This is a genomic window from Senegalimassilia sp., assembly GCF_977052095.1.
On sequence record NZ_CDRSTZ010000008.1, the window covers coordinates 24,564 to 41,815 of the forward strand.

Below are 17,252 nucleotides of genomic sequence, written 5' to 3' on the forward strand. Positions count from 1 at the left end.
GAGACCACTCCCTTCCTAGATGATGCCGCAGGAGCACACGAGCGCTGCTGCGAACGCGACGACGATGATGAGCGTGCAAGCACCGGTGGCCACGGGCGTGATCTTCGCTTCGCCGAAGATGCCCTCAAGGTACCAGTTGCGCGCCGTTGCCATGGTTTCGCCCGAAAGCGAGTTCGTGAACGTGCGATTCGCGTTGTTCGCGCTGATGCCCGACAGGTATACAGGCGCCTGCTTGACCTGCTTGGCGCCCAGGCCGGCGAACAGGACGACGAACACCACCACCGACAGGATGGCGCCGACCCACAGGTTCGCATCGCTGACGGCTTGCTGATACGTGCCGTACACGCTGGTGATGTAGGGATCGACCACGAACCAGCTGATGACGGGAAGCCCTGCGCAGCACAGCAAGCACAGCACGGCCATGAGCATGAGCGCAACCCACTCGCTGCGGTGCACGGTTGTCTCGATGTTCAGCGGATGCGCCGCAATGCCCGAAAGCTTGCCGAGCCACTTCGCCCAGAACAAAAACGTTGCGGCCGAGCCGAAGCCCAGGATGATGACGAGCGCGACGTTGCCGGTGTCGGCGAACGTGACGAGCGTGCCCCACTTCGCGATGAGCATGCCGAACGGCGCCACGAACATGACCATGATGCCGGCCATCATGAAGCGGGCCAGCCGCGGCATGCGCTCGAACAGCAGGTCCATGTCCTCGATGTTGCGGCTGCCGATGTGATGCTCGGCCGTGCCCACGCACAGGAACAGCAGGCTTTTCGCCACGGCATGGAACAGCACCAGGAACGCCGCCGCCCAGATGGCCTCGGGCGTGCCAACGCCGGCGCAGGCCACGATCAGGCCCAGGTTGGCGATGGTGGAGTACGCCAGCACGCGCTTGGCGTTAGACTGAGAGATGGCCATAAAGCTGCACAGCATGAACGTCAAGCCGCCCACCAGGATGGTCATGACCGCGGGAACCGGGCACACCACGAAGATGGGCGCCAGCTTGATGAGCAAAAACACGCCGGCCTTCACCATGGTGGAAGAGTGCAGCAGCGCAGAGGTGGGAGTAGGTGCCACCATGGCGCCGAGCAGCCACGTGTGGAACGGCATCTGCGCGGCCTTCGTGATGCCCGCGAACGCAAGCGCCGTTGCCGGCAGCGCCGCAAGCACGGGGAATGCCGAGCCCAGCTGCAAAAACTCCAGCATGGACAGCGTGCCGAACTGCACGGCGATGGCGTACAGGCCCACCAAAAAGCCGATGCCGCCGGCCAGGTTCATGACGATTTGGCGGAACGCGTTGCGGATGGCCTCCTCGGTGCGCGTGTAGCCGATAAGCAAAAACGAGCACACCGTGGTGATTTCCCAACCGGTGAACAGCCACAGCAGGTTGTTCGAGAACACGATGACGTACATAGCGGAAAGGAACAGGAACATAAGCGCGAAGAACGTCGGGCGGCGATCCTTTGCGCCGGCGGGCTCGTGCGCCTGGAAGTCTTCCATGTAGCCGAGCGCGTACACGCAGATGCCGCTGCCAACCACGCCGATGATGAACGCCATGAGCAGCGAGAGGCTGTCGATGTACAGGCCGTACTGCACCTCGATGCCGTGAGCGAACACCAGCTCGAACACAAGCGAACCTACCACCTGCACCACGGCGAGGATGCATGCGAGCGCGTTTTTATACTTCACACCGAAGTCAAAGACCACACCGGCAATCACCACGCCTACGACGGTGCATACCGCATCGACCGCTCCAGAAGAGAATTCAATCTGCAGCCACGGCGTTCCCAGGTTGGCCATAACCAGCCAAATGGAGCCGACGCCGATGACGACAGCCGCCGCGCACACGATCACGCGCCGCGCCGTTTCGTTGCGCGCCACCAAAAGCACGCCGGCGACAAGCAACGGGAACAGGATAAGGAACCCGATCAGTGCCACGCTGCCTCCCCCTTTCGTCTTAGTTCGACCTTCGCGCACAGCGCTCGGAATGAGGCGTCATGCGGTGCCCGGACGTCGGACACAGTTGGACACTTTAGCATTGCCGGCCGGTAAGACCGCCACGTCTGCGAGGCCGGGCCGATTTGTCCGGTAAATGGGGGTGATTTAGAAACAGAAAGGGTCTTGCGTCGCGCAGGCGTGGCAAAATCTCAGGTCAGCGGCAAGACGGCTCGAACGCGAAAACACCCCTGGAGGCGCGCGGGCGCGACCAGGGACGCTTATAGGCAAAAGCTAGCTCGGTTTAGTTGACCAGCTTAACCAGCGAGACCTTCAGCTGGTTCATGTCGATAGGTTTGGCCAGGTGAGCGGATAGCCGTGTGGGGGCGGATGACGGCGAGACGGAGCCGGCATCGTCTTGCCGGGCTCCAACATCCTTCAGGATAAGCAAGCGGGCCACCTTCGAAGCGAAGGCGGCCCGCTTTCGTTTACGCGTCTTTGCGGTAGCGCGCCAGCGCGCGCACCAGCTTGTCGGCATCGATGGGCTTGGCAAGGTGGTCGTTCATGCCCGACTCGCGCGAATAGGCCACGTCATCGGCAAAAGCGTTGGCGCTCATGGCCACGATGGGCACGCACTTCGCGTCGGTGCGGTTCATGGCGCGGATGGCGCGCGTGGCCTCGTAGCCGTTCACATTCGGCATCATGATGTCCATGAGCACCAGATCGAACGAGCCCGGTGCGGCGGCGGCGAACGCATCCACGGCCTCGCGCCCATTGAACGCGGTGGTAACGTGCGCGCCGGCTTGGTCAAGCACGAACTCCGCGATCTCGCGGTTCAGTTCGTTGTCCTCTACCAGCAAGATGGACATGCCCGCAAGCGTGACGTCGCCTTGCTCGTCCAGCTCTTCGTTGCGCTGCTGTGCGTCGAAGTCGATGACCAACGGCAGCGTGATGACGCACGTGGTGCCCACGTCAAGTTCGCTATCGAACGTGATGGCGCCGCCCATCAGCTCCGTCAGCTGCTTGGCGATGACCGTGCCCAGGCCCGTGCCCGAAGGCTGCGCCTCAATTTTTTGCACCTCGCGGCTGAACGGCTCGAACAGGTGCTGCTGGAAATCTTTGCTCATGCCAATGCCGGTGTCGGCCACCGTGATGCGGTACATGGCCGTGGCGCCTTCCGCATGCAGCTCTTCGCACGATAGGCGCACGGTGCCGCCGGGCTTGTTGTACTTCACCGCGTTGCTCGCAATGTTCATGATGACGCGCTTCAAGTGAGTCTGGCTTGCCATGACATACGGATGCTCGATGTGGTCCTGCTCTTTGATGATGGTGACGTGCAACTCGCCGGCCTGGCGCTCAAGCATCTCGCACACCTCGTCGTTGAGCGCCACCAGGTTCGTGGAGCGCAACTCAAGCTCCACTTCCCCGCTTTCAAGCTTGCTCATGTCAAGCACTTCGCTGACCAGGTCAAGCAGAATGCCCGACGCCATCCAGATCTTCTGACGGCACTCGCGCTGCTTGGCAACGTCGCCGTCGAACGCGTTGCCCATTTCCACCATGCCGCGGATGCCGTTGATGGGCGTGCGGATATCGTGGCTCATGCGTTGCAGAAACTCGGTTTTCGCCGTGTTCGCGCTTTGCGCCTCGCGCGCCGCTTCGGCCAGTCGTTCGCTGTATTCGTGCTCCTGCGCAACCAACTCGAGCAGATGCTCGTGCTCGGACTGCCTGCGCAACAGCACCACCAAAATAACGAACACCGCGTACAGCGCCAGCGCAAGCACCACGCTTAAGGCCACGCCGCCAAGGTTGTTGCGCAGCGGCGTGTAGGTATACACGTAGTAATCGCGAGCTTTGTCGAACGATGCGATGAACCACGTGGACTCGACGTTGATGACCGACGCCTTGCCCAGCGTGCAGCGTTCCTTGATGGCGGAAATGACGCCTTTGTCGAAATCGCCGATGCCCTCGGACTGCAGCTGCGCCAACGTCATCGTGTTCGTCGCAATGTAGTTGCCGTCGTTTTCCACAACGATGCAGCCATTGTTTTGCGTGCTGTAGCCTTCGACCATGCTTTGCAGCGTCAAGGAATAGCGATTCCCGAACGCGGGCTTCGTGCGGTACAGCGACACGATGACGCCCGGCGCGTCAAGGCGGTTCGAGCAGCCGACGTCAACGTGCGACCCGTCTTCAAGCTCGATGCGCGTGGCGTACGTTTTCAGCGGATAGCGCGCCACGTCGAGGGCGGACGTTTCGCGCAGCTCCGATTCCACCTGCGCATACCCCACCTCGTCGGAAGAATAGGAACCCACGAGGTCGCCTTCGGGCGTCAGCACAAGAGCGGCCGTCAAGCTGAGCTCGCCGGCATAGCGCTGCAGGCTTTCGGTATCTGTGGCACCGCCGTCTTGGCTGACGTCGCGCGCAAGCTGACCGGCCGACTCGATGGAGCGCAGAAGGCTTTTCGTGGTCGACGCGTCGTTGAACGAGTCGTACGTCAGGCTTTGGCTTTTCGTGAAATCGACCACGCCTGCCATGCGGTCTGCCACCTGCGAGAATGTGACGTTGAAGGCGGCGAAACCCGCCACCACGCCCATTACCACGCCGATGGCGATGATGACGGCCCAGAACCTGTTTGAAAGCCAGTTTCCGTTACTCATGCAGGCCCTCCACGTTCAAAAACGGGCTGGGGTCGTCGAAATAGCGCTTGAGGATGGACTCCATGGTGCCGTCGGCCAGCATGTCGTCAAACGCGCCTTGCAACGCCTCGGCGATGCCGCGCTCGTCGTTAAGGTCAAATGCGCAGCCCAATCCCACGTCAAGCAGCGATTCGTCAAGAACGCGCAGGTCAACGCCATAATCTTTCTCGTATTGCAACACGGAGGTCTCATGGGCGGCAATGGCGTCCACATAGCCCTTCGACAGCGCGGGCACCAGGTACGAGCGGTCGGAGAAGCTGAACATCTTGCCCACCTCGGGCATGTCAGCGTTCGTGCCGTTCAAGATGATGCTTTCGGGCTTCGTGGTGGCCTGCACGGCAATGGTTTTGCCCGCCAAGTCGGAAAGCGAATAGATGCTGCTTTGCGGATCAACTGCAATGACCTGGCGGCTTGCCAGGTAAGGGCCCGCCCAGCGATAGTCGTCTTCGCGGCCCGTCATGCTAAAGCAGCTCATGATGCAATCGATGTCACCGGCGGCCAAACGTTCGGTCTTCTTCTCCCAGGGGATATAGGTGAATTCGGGCTTGTAGCCGATGCGGCGGAACGCCTCGGTGGCAATGTCGACGTCGATGCCCGAAGGCACGCCGTTTTCGTCGTTCGAGGAATAAGGAGGGTACACGTCGGCGCCCACGGTGATGGGCTGCAAACCATCGGTTGTTTGCGACGATTCGCCAGATTGAGCGCAGCCGACAAGCAGCGCAAGCGCGAACACGATTGCCGTTATGGCTATCAGTCGGCGTTTTCTCATAGTGCTCTCCCTCGTTAGTGCAGTGACGTCAAGTCTAGCAGAAACGAGGGCACCACCTTCACCAGCGGGCGCGCTAATAACATAAGCGGGGCGAAAATATCATCATATTCGCCCACGCTTCGGCGAACGGCGTTTAGCAGGACGCAAACTCCACGATGGCCTGCAGAACCTTATCGCGTTCCAGCGGCTTGGTAAGGTGCGTGTCCAAGCGCTTCGATTTTCGCCTGCATGGTGGACGGATTCACGAGTCTGCCCCTGTCCGGTTCCCAAGTTTTGGCCGTTATGATTACAGGCCATATCACTCGGATAGCAGCGAACTGTCACGGAAACAAGCCTGTTTTAGAGCAAGGTTGATGACATCGAACAAAAACGTTAATGGGAAGAAAAAGAAACAAGGTATCGCGGTGATACCGAAGTTGATACAAAGCTCATGTAAACAAAAAGCAGGTCAGAAGCATTTCTTCTGACCTGCTGTAATAAGCTGGTCGGGTTGACAGGATTTGAACCTGCGACCCCTTGACCCCCAGTCAAGTGCGCTACCAAACTGCGCCACAACCCGAACTCATTGGTTCGCTGCTCCTTGAAGCAGCTCATTTATAATACCAAAACCTCGAAAGCGCGCAAGGGGTTAATTGTAAAAAGTTTTACCCCTTTTGCTTTCCGCGCCGCATTACTGCAGGTATTCGAGCGCGCGATCCAAGATTACGTCGGCCAAACGGCTCTTCGACATGGTGGGAAGCTCTTCCACCTCTTCGCAGTCCACGAAGAACACGGTGTTGTCGTCCGTGCCGAACGCAAGGCCCTCGCCCACGCGGTTCGCCACGATCACGTCGGCCTTCTTCTTCTCAAGCTTCTTCTGCGCGTTGGCGATGACGTCGTTCGTTTCAGCGGCGAACCCGACGACCACCTGGTGCGGGCCCTTGCGGCTTGCCAGAGTTTTCAAGATGTCGGGGTTTTCCACCAGCTTGATGGTGCACAGATCGGCGTCGGCTTGGCCCTTCTTCAGCTTGCAATCGGCCACGTGCTCGGGGCGCATGTCGGCCACGGCGGCGGCGAACAGCGAGATGTCGGCAGTTTCGAACGCCGCTTCGCAGGCCTCAAGCATCTGCACGGCCGTTTTCACGCGCACCACGTCAACGCCCTCAGGCTTCGACAGCGAAACCGGACCGGACACCAGCGTGACCTTCGCGCCGCGCAGCGCCGCCGCCTTCGCGATGGCGTAGCCGGTTTTGCCGCTGGAGTGGTTGGAGATGTAGCGCACCGGGTCGATGGGCTCCACCGTGGGGCCCGCCGTGATAAGCACGTGCTTGCCGGAAAGGTCGCGCTTCACGCCAAGCACTTCAAGCGTTTTCGCCACGATGACGTCGGGGTCGGCCAAACGGCCGCGACCCACGTCGCCGCAGGCCAGGTAGCCCTCGTCGGCTTCCACGAAATGCACGCCGCGGATGACCAGCTTGCCGATGTTGTAGCGCGTGGCGGCCGCCTCGTACATGTGCACGTTCATGGCCGGCGCGATGACCATAGGCGCCGTGCAGGCAAGCGCCGTGGTGGTAAGCAGGTCGTCGGCGATGCCGTTGGCGATCTTCGCGATGACGTTGGCCGTGGCGGGCGCGATGACGAACGCGTCGCACTCCTCGGCCAGCGAGATATGGTGGATAGGGTCGGTGGGGTCGTCGAACAGGTCGATGGCCACCTTCTCGTGCGTGAGCGCGCGGAACGTCACCGGATCGACGAAATGCGTCGCGTGCTCAGTCATGCACACCTTCACGCGAATCCCTGCTTTCTGGAAGCCGCGCACGATCTCGCACGACTTGTATGCGCCGATGCCGCCGGTCACCCCAACGAGCACGGTCTTTTGAGGTTGAGCGTCAACGTTTGTCATGATGTTCCTGCTATTCCTTCCCGTCTGTATACGAAGCAAGCACGTGGGCAAGCGCCTGGGCGTGCGCGCGCGTTCCGTTCAAGCACGGCACGTACACCAGCTCGTTGCCCGAAAGCACTTTACCCGCATCTGCCAGCTGCTGGCAATAATGCGGACGCAGTTCGTAATCGATATCATAAAGCGTTTCCAGGCAATCAACGGCGAAATTTGGGCAAACCATGAACACGCGCCCCGAAGATGCGTGCGCCCACCGCTCAAGGATGTTTCGCGTGAAGGGCTGCAGCCACTCGCGGCCTTTATCGAACTGGCAGTTGTAGCCGACCGTCCACTGCCTGCGCTCGATGCCCAGCCGGCCCGCCACGCCAAGCGCCGTGGCGCCCGTTTGCACCTCGTAGGTGTCCCCCGCCTCGATGTCCACCAGCGGGATAGAGTGATAGTTGAACAGCAACCGATCGCCTTCACGCTGCCCGAAGCCCGCATCGCGCACTGCCTGCGCGACGGCGTCCAGGTAAACCGGGTCTTTGCCGTAGTGCTTCACAAGCGTGCAGGGGACGTCCCAGTTCGCCGCTGCAAGCGCGGCGTTCACGCTGTCGCTGACGCTGTACGTGGTGCTGTAAGCGCTTTGCGGGTACAGCGGCAGCACCACCAGGCGCGCACACCCGGCGCGCCTGAGCTTGTCCACGGCATCAGGAATGGTGGGAAACCCGTAGCTTTGCCCCACGGCAACGTGCACGTTCGCGCCCGTGGCACGCAGCTCGTCTTCCAGCAGTTCGCGCAGCTTGGCGTGCTCCACATCGAACGGCGAGCCTTGCGCCGTCCAAATCTTGCCGTACTTCGCGCCGGAAACACGCCCGCGCTTCGGCAAAATGCACAGGTGCAGAATCAGCCACCAGCACGTCTTGTTCATAGGGCGGATACGCGGGTCCATCAGGAAACGGCCCAGATACGCGCGTACGTCGCGCGGGGCGGGGCTTGCGGGCGAGCCGGTATTTGCGATAAGCACGCCTGTTGGCGGCGTCATGTTCGTCATCGTGATAATCCTTGCAAGAAGCTTTGAGCTACGGATGCGCGCGCGTTGCAACCGCAGGGAAGCGAAGCGCGCAGGGCAACGGTACCACAACCTAACATGCCGCAACATCCTCCAGACGGTGTACCGGCGCGCTGGGATGCGGAGCGTCCGCCAGAAGCGCCGCCACCTCGTCGCCCGCCTGCGTGCGACCCATGCTGCGCGGCGCCAGCGCATAGAGCACGGCTTGCAGATCGTCGGTGAGGTTGTCGGCGAAGAACAGCTCCTGGCCCGTCATGGGCTGGGTGAAGCGCACTTGGAACGAGTGCAGGAACTGCCGGTCAAGGTTGAAGTTCGCGTCGGCATCCTTCGGACCGCCGGCGTTGTACACCGGGTCGCCCACCAGCGGGTGGCGCGTGTACTGCATGTGCACGCGAATCTGGTGCGTGCGGCCGGTGAACAGCTTGCAGTCGATAAGCGTGTAGCCGTTGTCGCGCGGCCCATGCTCGAAGCGCTCGAGCACGCGGAACGTGGTTAAGGCGTCGCGCGCCGAGGGGCATTCGCGCACGGCCATGCGCGTGCGCTCGTTCACCGCGCGGGCGATGGGCGCGTCGACCATGCCCGTGTCGTGCGGGATGACGCCGTGCACGAGCGCCAGGTAGCGGCGGTCGACGGCGCGATCGTGGATGTCGGCCATGAGCGCCAAGCCCGTGGCGTCGTTTTTCGCGGCAAGCATAAGGCCGGTGGTGTCGCGGTCAAGACGGTGCACGATGCCCGGGCGATCGTCTTCGCCTTGCACGTTGCACAGGTGGTCGGCCCCGCAATGATGCACAAGAGCGTTCACCAGCGTGCCGTCGGCGTGGTCGATGGACGGATGGCACACCAGCCCCGCCTGTTTCGAGATGACCAGCAGATCGTCGTCTTCGTAGCGCACGTCAAGCGGAATGTTCTGCGCGCGCACCGGGCCGGCCGCCGGCGGCTCTTCAAGCTCGTACACCACCGTGTCGCCAGCCGCCAACGCGTGTTTTTTGGCCACCGTGGCGCCGTTGACGAACACCGCACCCGATTCCACGGCGCGCGCCGCAGCGGAGCGGCTGGGGTACAAACCATGCCCCGCCAGTACCGCGTCGATGCGCTGACCTGCGTCTTCAGGTTTTGCAGTATAGCTTTTCAACACGCCCATCTAGCGCTCCTCCCCTGCCTTCGCCCCTGCTTTGCGCTCGCGCACCAGCCAGGCAACCAAAAACAGCACCAGGCCGCACGTCACGCCGATGTCGGCGATATTGAACACGGGGAAGTTCATGAACGTGAGGTCGATGAAGTCCACCACGTAGCCAAGCATGAAGCGGTCGATGGCGTTGCCGATGCCGCCGCCGACCACCAACGCCAAGCCCACCACTTCAGGCCAGCTGACAACCTTGCGCTGCACCACCAGAAACGCCGTCAAGCACGCACACATGACCAGCGAGAACACCCCGAGCGCCACCGTGGCGCCTGCGAACATGCTCCACGCGCCGCCCGTGTTGTGCACCAGCAGCAGGCGGAACAACCCCGCAATGGGGCCGGAAAGCACCGTGCCGGAACACGCCGTGTTCAGCGCCGCCTTCACCACCTGGTCGAGCAGCACCCACGCAACCGTAATGGCGGCGAAGACGCCAAGACGTGCGCCGGCGTTTTTGCTGCCAAGCGGCGCAGGGCCGGCGCCTGTGGCACCGGCCCTTTTGCTTGCAGCAATGTTTTCATTCACTTGCTGGGACAAACGCTACTCCTCCGTGAAGCCGATGGCATCGAGCGCCTCGCCGCAGCGAGCGCACACGTGCGGATGGTTCGCGTTGCCGCCGAGCTGGCGATAATTCCAGCAACGCGGGCACTTGTCGCCCTCGGCGGGCTTGACCTCGCAAGACAGCTCCTCGCCGGCGGCGAACGAAACGCCGGAGACGATGAACAGCTCCTCGAACACCGCGGTGTCGAACGCGGCCAGCGCGTCAAGCGTAGCCTGCGGCGCGGTAACCACCACGGCAGCTTCCTGGCTCTTGTTGATGACCTTTGCGGCGCGCGCGTCCTCAAGCGCCTTCGTCACCACGTCGCGCACCTCAAGGGCGCCGCCGAACGCGGAGAGCACCTGCGCCTCGGCGTCCTTGCCGGGAAGCGCGGGCACGAAATCGGCGCGGTGCGGCCAACCGGCCAGCTGCACGTTGTCCACGCGGCCTTCGCGGTTGCGCATGGCCTCGGGATAGTGCTCCCACACCTCGTCTGCCGTAAACGACAGGATAGGCGACAGCACGCGCACGAGCACCTCGAGGATGTTCATGAGCACGGTCTGCACGGCGCGCCGGCGCGGGCTGTTCGGAGCCTCGGAGTACAGGCGGTCCTTCGTGACGTCCATGTACACGCTGGACAAGTCGTTCACGAAATCGTACACAGCACGATACACGCCGTTGAACTTGAACGCGTCGTAAGCTTCCTCCACGTCGGAAAGCAGCTTGGCCGTTTTCGCCATCATGTACTGGTCGATGGGCTCAAGCGCGCTCCAATCGGTGACGGCGTCTTTCTGGTCGTCGAAGTCGGACAGGTTGCCCAACAGGAAGCGGAACGTGTTGCGGAAGCGGCGGTACGCGTCGGAAACCTGCTTCAGGATGTTGTCGGAAATGGACACGTCCTGCGCGTAGTCGGCCGAAGCCACCCACAGGCGCAGCACGTCGGCGCCGTACTTGCTGGTGACGTCCGCCGGGTCAACGCCGTTGCCAAGCGACTTCGACATCTTGCGGCCCTGCTCGTCAACGGTGAAGCCGCACGACAGGATGTTCTTGTACGGTGCACAGCCGTAGGCGCCCACGGACGTGAGCAGGCTGGACTGGAACCAACCGCGATGCTGGTCGGAGCCTTCCAGGTACATGTCGGCCGGGAACACGAGGCCCTCGTCGGCGCGGTGACGCAGCACGCTGGTGTGCGTGACGCCGGACTCCCACCACACATCAAGGATGTCCTTTTCAGGCACCAGCTCGGTGCAGCCGCACTTCTCGCAGTGCGTGCCGTGGGGCAGGTACTCCGACGGCTTCTTCGTGAACCACGCGTCGGCGCCTTCCTTGTAGAACAGGTCGATGACGGCGTCGAACGTTGCCTCGTTCGCCACGGTTTCGCCGCACTTGGCGCACTTGAACACGGGGATGGGCACGCCCCAGCTGCGCTGGCGCGAGATGCACCAGTCGGGGCGGTCGGCCACCATGGAGCCGATGCGGTTGACGGCCCAACCCGGGTAGAACGTCACGTCGCGCTGGATGGCGTCGAGCGCGCGGCCGCGCAGGCCGTTTTCCTCCATGGACACGAACCACTGGTCGGTTGCGCGGAAGATGACGGGCTCGTGGCAACGCCAGCAGTGCGGGTAGCTGTGCGTGATCTTGCGCGCAGCCACCAGCGTGCCCTGCTCGCGCAGCCAATCGATGATGACGGGGTTGGCGTCGTCTGTGTCAAGGCCGGCGAACGGGCCGGCATCGGCAGTAAGCACGCCGTTGTCGTCGACGGGCATGAGGATGGGGATATCGAACTGCAGGCCCACCAGGTAGTCGTCCTGGCCGTGACCAGGCGCGGTGTGCACGCAGCCGGTACCGGAATCAAGCGTGACGTGGTCGCCGTAGATGATCTTGCCCTTGAGGTCGTGGCGGATGGGGCACGTGTAGGTAAGGCCCGTCAGCTCGGTGCCCTTCAGCGTGACCGGTTCGCCGTCTTCGCCGCGCACCATGTCGTAGGACTCCCAGCCCGCGATCTCGGCGACCTGCCCCACCAGCTCCTTCGCGAAGATCATGTTCGAGCCGTCTGCCGTGACCATGACGTAGTCGGCATCGGGCATAAGGCACACGGCGGCGTTGGCCGGCAGCGTCCAGGGCGTGGTGGTCCAGATGAGCACGTAGGCGTCGCCCGTGGCACCGGCGGCCTCGAAGATGCCCGGCATGGCGTCAAGCTTGAACTTCACGTACACGGAAGGCGACGTTTCGTCGGAGTATTCAATTTCGGCCTCGGCCAGCGCCGTGTGGCACTTCTTGCACCAGTGGATGGGCTTGCGGCCGCGGTAGACCTGGCCCTTCAGGTACAGGTCCTTGAAGATTTCGACGTTGCCCGCCTCGAAGTTCGGGATGTAGGTGAGGTACGGGTGCTCCCAGTCGGCGTTCACGCCCAGGCGCTTGAAGCCCTCGCGCTGGATGCCCACGTACTTCGTGGCCCACTCGCGGCACAGACGGCGCAGCTCGGGCTGCGGGGTTGCCTTCATCTTGTCGGGGCCCAGCGTTACCTCCACCATGTGCTCGATGGGCTGGCCGTGGCAGTCCCAACCCGGCACGTACGGCGTGAAATAGCCGCGCTGAGCATGGCTTTTATTCACGAAGTCCTTCAGCACCTTGTTGAAGGCGTGGCCGATGTGGATGGGGCCGTTGGCGTACGGCGGGCCGTCGTGCAGCACAAAGGGCTTGCCGTCCTTGTTCTTCTCGAGAACCTTCTCGTAGATGTGCTCAGACTCCCACTTCTCGAGTCGCTTCGGCTCGCTTTGCGGGAGGTTGCCTCGCATCGGGAAATCCGTCTGCGGGAGATTCATGGTGTTCTTGTACGTATTCGCCACGAGATCGCGCCTTCCTTTGCTGACACTATGTTCAAGCGGGCATGCCGCCCCAACTTACAAACTTGATTAGTATAAAGGAAACCGGCGCGGCCGGGGAAAACCAGCCGGCAGTTTTCGCAATGAGTGCACAGGGGCGCTGTCGAAGGGCCAGCGTGGTCGTGTTCTAGCGCGCAGGCGCGTTTGCTTCGCCTCCTTGAGGAGAGGAGCATGCGGCCGAAAGGCAGAAAGCTTCCAGGCGGTTAGGCTCGCGGAGGTTCATCGTTCAGAAGCCGCCGATTATTATTCTCCGGCGAAACAATCACGCTTCCCGGGTTATACTTGATGCATATACGTACGCGCTTGTTCCCATCGGGAAAGGACTTTCCATGACGATGAGCTTTGAGCTGGTCACCGATTCATGTTGCAACCTCGCTGAAGAGACGATTGACCGCTACGGTCTGCACGTGCTGCCGCTGACGTTTATGGCCGATGGCGAAGATACCGTGTATCAAAGCTATCTCAAGGGCGAGAAGACCGACCTTTCCCGGTTCTACAAGATGATGCGCGACGGCAAGGTGTTCCGCACGTCGCTGCCAAACTTAAGTAACACCGAGGCGCTATTTCGCAGCTTGCTTGATGCAGGTCGCGACATTTTGTACCTGGGCTTTTCCAGCGGGCTTTCCGGAACATACGAGGCCACGGAACTGTTGGCCAAACAGCTGCGCGGCGAGTACCCCGACCGCAAGATCTACACCGTGGATACGCTCGCGGCGTCGGGCGGCCAGGGCCTGCTGGTGTGGCATGCGTGCCAACATGCGGAAGCCGGCGAGGGTATCGATGCGGTGCGCGACTGGGTCGAAGGCAACAAGCTGCGCCTGGCGCACTGGTTCACGGTGGACGACCTCATGTTCTTGTGGCGCGGCGGGCGCGTGTCGAAGACCAGCGCGTGGGCCGGCACGCTGCTGAACATCAAGCCTGTGCTGCACGTGGACGACGAAGGGCACCTTATCCCCATGGAGAAGGTGCGCGGACGCAAGAAGTCGCTGACGGCGCTTTTGAACCACATGGAGAAGACGGGCACGCAGCCGCTTGCCGACCAGATGGTGTTCATCACGCACGGCGACTGTCTTGAAGAGGCGCAGTGGCTTGAGCAGCAGATTCGCGAGCGCTTCGGCGTGCGCGACATCGTGGTGAACTGCATCGACCCGGTCATCGGCGCGCATTCGGGTCCGGGGACCATGGCGCTGTTCTTCTTGGCTTCAAGCCGCAACTAGATTTCGGGGTTGCACCGCTTGGGGCTCTCGGTGGCCCAGTCGCTCAGACAGTCCTCGCTTGGTGAAACAGCCCACTGGGCTGTTTCAGTCGCTGCGGAACTCGCTTTGTGGGCCACCGAGAGCCCCAAACTACGTTAACCCGCTAGTAGGTGCGTTTGAATCCTGCTTCACTTGTATAGGTACAAGAAGAGCTCCCAGGTGGGAGCTCTTCTTGTAAAGAGTATGTGTTGCGGGAACCCGCTTAGGCCATCATGACCTGAGCGCACAGGAGGATGCCGCCGAACACCAGCGTGAACACCACGATGGGCCACACGAACTTCAACCACTTCGAGTACTTCATGTCCAACATGGTCAACGTTGCCAGCACCAGGCCCGTAGGCGCCAGGTACAGCATGGCGTACTGACCCCACTGATATGCGCAGACGATGGAGAAGCGGTCGATGCCAACCGTGTCGGCCAGCGGCGCCATGATGGGCATGGCCAGCACGGCCAGGCCGGAGGACGACGGAACCACGAAGCCGAGCAGGAAGAAGATGACCATCATGATGATGATGAACGCCGGACCTGCCATACCCTGAACCGCGTTCGAGGACCAGAACAGCAGCGTGTCGGAAATGAGGCCTTGCTCCATAATCAGGTTGATGCCGCGCGCCAGGCCGATGATCAGCGACACGCCCACCAAGGACGATGCGCCGTCGATGAACGCGTTAACGACGACCTTCTCTTCCGTGCCCGAGATGAACATGATGATGATGGAGATGGCCAGGAACATGGCGGCCATCTGCGGGAACCACCAGCCCAGGTTCATAACGCCGTACACCATCAGCACGAATGCAGCGATGAACAGCACGAGGATGACCTTCTTGCGCAGGCTGAAGCCTTCCGCATGGGCCGCGGCCGTCTCGCCGCGCTCGACGCTGAACAGCTTCGCGAAATGCTCGCGGTCCTCATAGGTGTAAGAGAACTCGGGGTTCGCCTTGATCTTCTTGCAGTACCAGTACAGGTACGAGATCACCACGATGGCACCGACGATGCAGCCGGCCACGCGCCATTCGAAGCCTTCCATGAAGTTGATGCCTGCGGCATTCGAGGCGATAACCACCGAGAACGGATTGATGGTGGAGAACGTGGTGCCCATGGAGCCGGCAAGGAAGATAGCGCCCACGCACACGATGGAGTCATAGCCAAGCGCTAAGAACACCGGCACTAAGATGGGATAGAACGCCACGGCCTCTTCTTCAAGGCCGCACGACGTGCCGCCGAGCACCATGAGCAAGGCAACCAGGAACACCAGCAGGAACTCACGGCCCTTCGTCTTCTTCGTCAGCGCCATAAGGCCCGATTCGAAGGCTCCCGTGGCGTTCACCACGCCGATTAAGCCGCCGAGCACCAGGATGAACACCATGATGTCCACTCCGTCGATGGTGCCCGACACCATGGCCTGCGTGATGTCGGCGATGCCCTTCGGCTGAGCGTCAAGCTGCTCGTACGTGCCGGGGATGGAGATGGCCTTCGTGATGGCGCCGCCCGTGAACTGCTCGATGTCGATCTTCACGCCCAGCTGATCAAGCTCGTCTTGCGTGGCGGGCACCTCGCTGATGTCGCCTTGCGGGCTGGTGATGGACAGCGTGTTCGAATCGGCTACGTATTGAAGCTTGGCGTATTGGCCAGCCGGTACGAACCAGGTCGCGATGACGGCGATGATGGTCAGCGCGAACAGGATCGTAAACGCAGTCGGGAAACTGAGCTTCTTTTTCTTCTTCTGCTTCTTGTCCTTCTTATCGGTGGGCACGCCTATGGGTTCGGCGGCAGCGGCCTCCGTTGACATACGCACTCCCCTTTCCTTGAGCGCTTCCGGTTTGCGCGACCGGAATGGTCCTTTTCGCCGGCGGCCTTCGCGCTTGGCTCGCTTTGGCTACGGCGTACAAATGACTACCCGCTTGGCTCGGGCGAGATGCATTTTGGCGAGGTTTAGCGGTTCAAAGCTAGAAGAAAAGCGGGTATATATAGGGGTATAAACCGGGTATATATGCGATTGAACAGGTGTTTTGCAGTTGCAAAATGATGAGCGTATACTAATCGAAAACCCAAACGTGTCGCGAAAAGGGGAAGCGAAGCGCTATGGATTCAAGCCTGATTTTGTTCTATTACTCCATCGTCATGCAAGTGTGCGCCATCCTAACGGCCGCAAGCTGCTTGGCGGCGTACCTGGTGTCGCGCAACAAGGTGCAGCTGTACAGCTTCGTCGGCTTCTTCATGTACTACATCGACTGCATGCTGGTGTTCCGCGACGACTACGTAATGGCGTCGCAAACAGCAGCTGCGCACGAAGGGTTCTATATTGGCGACCCCGTTTCGTCCATAGTGTTCGGATGCACCTTTTTAAGCGCGTTCTGGCTTGTGGTATGCGAATACGTAGAGCAAGATTCGAAGGTCATGCGCTTTGCTCCGGCGGTGCTGTTCATCGTCGCCAGCCTGACCGTGACGCTTTTGATGCCGCAAAGCTATTTTCATATGTTCGTTTTCTATTCGCTGCGCGAGGTGTTCATGGCATGGATGCTCATCTACAGCGCCTATCGCTACGTCACCATGAGTCATCAGCAACAACACGTGCGCCTCAAACGGTTCAAGCGGTTCTACGTGGCCCTGTGGTTTTTGGTGCTGGCCACCGTTGCGGAAAACGTGGTGTTCCTGCTGATTGTGAACCCCGGCATCGTGGATGCAGACCTGCCGTTTTTCCCCGAGCGAAATTTCGCGGAGAACCTGCTGGCGCTCACGTGCGCGTTCATCGCGTTCCGCAACTCGCTGAAGTACCTATCGATGCGCCACATCGACCCGCCGAAGGAAGGCGGACAGCACGTGGAGGCGTTCATCGAGCAGAACCTGGTGGCATACGCCGCTTCCCGGCGCCTCTCGCCACGCGAAACCGAGATTCTGCGTCTGATTCTGCTGGGCAAAGACAACCAGAACATCGCAACAGAGCTGTCGCTGGCACCCGGAACGGTGAAGGTGCACGTGCACCATATCCTGCAGAAAACGCAAATGGCGAACAGGCAGAAGCTCATCCAAGACTATTGGAATTACGTGTAGCGAAGCGCGTCCCCTTAC

At 61.3% G+C, this 17,252-nt stretch carries 12 protein-coding genes and 1 tRNA gene; 2 read left to right on the forward strand and 11 right to left on the reverse strand.

The features are described 5' to 3' along the window. Nucleotides 1-15 precede the first annotated feature (15 nt). The 10 genes from ACWI6D_RS02920 to ileS form a co-directional block, all read right to left on the reverse strand. Nucleotides 16-1,935 (reverse strand): NADH-quinone oxidoreductase subunit 5 family protein, encoded by a 1,920-nt coding sequence (locus ACWI6D_RS02920; RefSeq protein ID WP_449133599.1) that lies wholly within the window; start codon nucleotides 1,933-1,935, stop codon nucleotides 16-18. 301 nt (nucleotides 1,936-2,236) lie between these two features. Then, complete coding sequence (locus ACWI6D_RS02925; RefSeq protein WP_449133600.1) at nucleotides 2,237-2,383, reverse strand: hypothetical protein; 147 nt, start codon at nucleotides 2,381-2,383, stop codon at nucleotides 2,237-2,239. Nucleotides 2,384-2,420: 37 nt separating this feature from the next. Beyond that, entirely contained in the window at nucleotides 2,421-4,586 is a 2,166-nt protein-coding gene (locus ACWI6D_RS02930; RefSeq protein ID WP_449133601.1) for a hybrid sensor histidine kinase/response regulator, read from the reverse strand. Further along, nucleotides 4,579-5,394 carry a substrate-binding periplasmic protein gene (locus tag ACWI6D_RS02935; protein WP_449133602.1) on the reverse strand — a complete coding sequence of 272 codons (816 nt, stop codon included), beginning with the start codon at nucleotides 5,392-5,394 and terminating at the stop codon, nucleotides 4,579-4,581. The genes ACWI6D_RS02930 and ACWI6D_RS02935 overlap by 8 nt, the downstream gene beginning before the upstream one ends. A gap of 482 nt (nucleotides 5,395-5,876) precedes the next feature. Then, nucleotides 5,877-5,953: transfer RNA gene (locus tag ACWI6D_RS02940), tRNA-Pro, on the reverse strand. A 111-nt stretch (nucleotides 5,954-6,064) separates the two neighbouring features. Beyond that, nucleotides 6,065-7,276, reverse strand: coding sequence for a bifunctional phosphopantothenoylcysteine decarboxylase/phosphopantothenate--cysteine ligase CoaBC (gene coaBC / locus ACWI6D_RS02945; protein ID WP_449133603.1), 1,212 nt, complete (start codon nucleotides 7,274-7,276; stop codon nucleotides 6,065-6,067). Between the two features lie 10 nt (nucleotides 7,277-7,286). Further along, the gene (gene hemH, locus ACWI6D_RS02950; RefSeq protein ID WP_449133604.1) at nucleotides 7,287-8,306 is read right to left on the reverse strand and encodes a ferrochelatase; all 1,020 of its coding nucleotides are present in this window, start codon (nucleotides 8,304-8,306) and stop codon (nucleotides 7,287-7,289) included. A gap of 91 nt (nucleotides 8,307-8,397) precedes the next feature. Continuing rightward, a complete protein-coding gene (locus ACWI6D_RS02955; RefSeq protein ID WP_449133605.1) occupies nucleotides 8,398-9,465 on the reverse strand; it encodes an RluA family pseudouridine synthase in 1,068 nt (355 codons plus the stop codon). Next, entirely contained in the window at nucleotides 9,466-10,041 is a 576-nt protein-coding gene (lspA, locus tag ACWI6D_RS02960) for a signal peptidase II (protein ID WP_449133606.1), read from the reverse strand. It abuts the gene before it with no gap. Between the two features lie 3 nt (nucleotides 10,042-10,044). Further along, nucleotides 10,045-12,891 carry an isoleucine--tRNA ligase gene (gene ileS, locus ACWI6D_RS02965; protein WP_449133607.1) on the reverse strand — a complete coding sequence of 949 codons (2,847 nt, stop codon included), beginning with the start codon at nucleotides 12,889-12,891 and terminating at the stop codon, nucleotides 10,045-10,047. 365 nt (nucleotides 12,892-13,256) lie between these two features. Between ileS and ACWI6D_RS02970 the strand changes: the two genes are divergently transcribed. Further along, on the forward strand, nucleotides 13,257-14,144 hold the full coding sequence (locus ACWI6D_RS02970; protein WP_449133608.1) for a DegV family protein: 888 nt from the start codon (nucleotides 13,257-13,259) through the stop codon (nucleotides 14,142-14,144). A gap of 241 nt (nucleotides 14,145-14,385) precedes the next feature. Here ACWI6D_RS02970 and ACWI6D_RS02975 read toward each other — a convergent pair whose 3' ends face one another. Next, nucleotides 14,386-15,972, reverse strand: a complete 1,587-nt coding sequence (locus ACWI6D_RS02975; protein ID WP_417751402.1) for a YfcC family protein — start codon at nucleotides 15,970-15,972, stop codon at nucleotides 14,386-14,388. A 293-nt stretch (nucleotides 15,973-16,265) separates the two neighbouring features. Here ACWI6D_RS02975 and ACWI6D_RS02980 point away from each other — a divergent pair, with 293 nt between their 5' ends. After that, complete coding sequence (locus ACWI6D_RS02980; RefSeq protein WP_449133609.1) at nucleotides 16,266-17,234, forward strand: response regulator transcription factor; 969 nt, start codon at nucleotides 16,266-16,268, stop codon at nucleotides 17,232-17,234. Nucleotides 17,235-17,252: the final 18 nt, after the last annotated feature.

What these genes read in the sequence shown, in the direction of transcription:
- ACWI6D_RS02930 (WP_449133601.1), bottom strand. Translation starts at nt 4,586, where the DNA reads ATGAGTAACGGAAACTGGCTTTCAAACAGGTTCTGGGCCGTCATCATC.
- ACWI6D_RS02935 (WP_449133602.1), bottom strand. Translation starts at nt 5,394, where the DNA reads ATGAGAAAACGCCGACTGATAGCCATAACGGCAATCGTGTTCGCGCTT.
- coaBC (WP_449133603.1), bottom strand. Translation starts at nt 7,276, where the DNA reads ATGACAAACGTTGACGCTCAACCTCAAAAGACCGTGCTCGTTGGGGTG.
- hemH (WP_449133604.1), bottom strand. Translation starts at nt 8,306, where the DNA reads ATGACGAACATGACGCCGCCAACAGGCGTGCTTATCGCAAATACCGGC.
- ACWI6D_RS02955 (WP_449133605.1), bottom strand. Translation starts at nt 9,465, where the DNA reads ATGGGCGTGTTGAAAAGCTATACTGCAAAACCTGAAGACGCAGGTCAG.
- ACWI6D_RS02970 (WP_449133608.1), top strand. Translation starts at nt 13,257, where the DNA reads ATGACGATGAGCTTTGAGCTGGTCACCGATTCATGTTGCAACCTCGCT.
- ACWI6D_RS02975 (WP_417751402.1), bottom strand. Translation starts at nt 15,972, where the DNA reads ATGTCAACGGAGGCCGCTGCCGCCGAACCCATAGGCGTGCCCACCGAT.
- ACWI6D_RS02980 (WP_449133609.1), top strand. Translation starts at nt 16,266, where the DNA reads ATGGATTCAAGCCTGATTTTGTTCTATTACTCCATCGTCATGCAAGTG.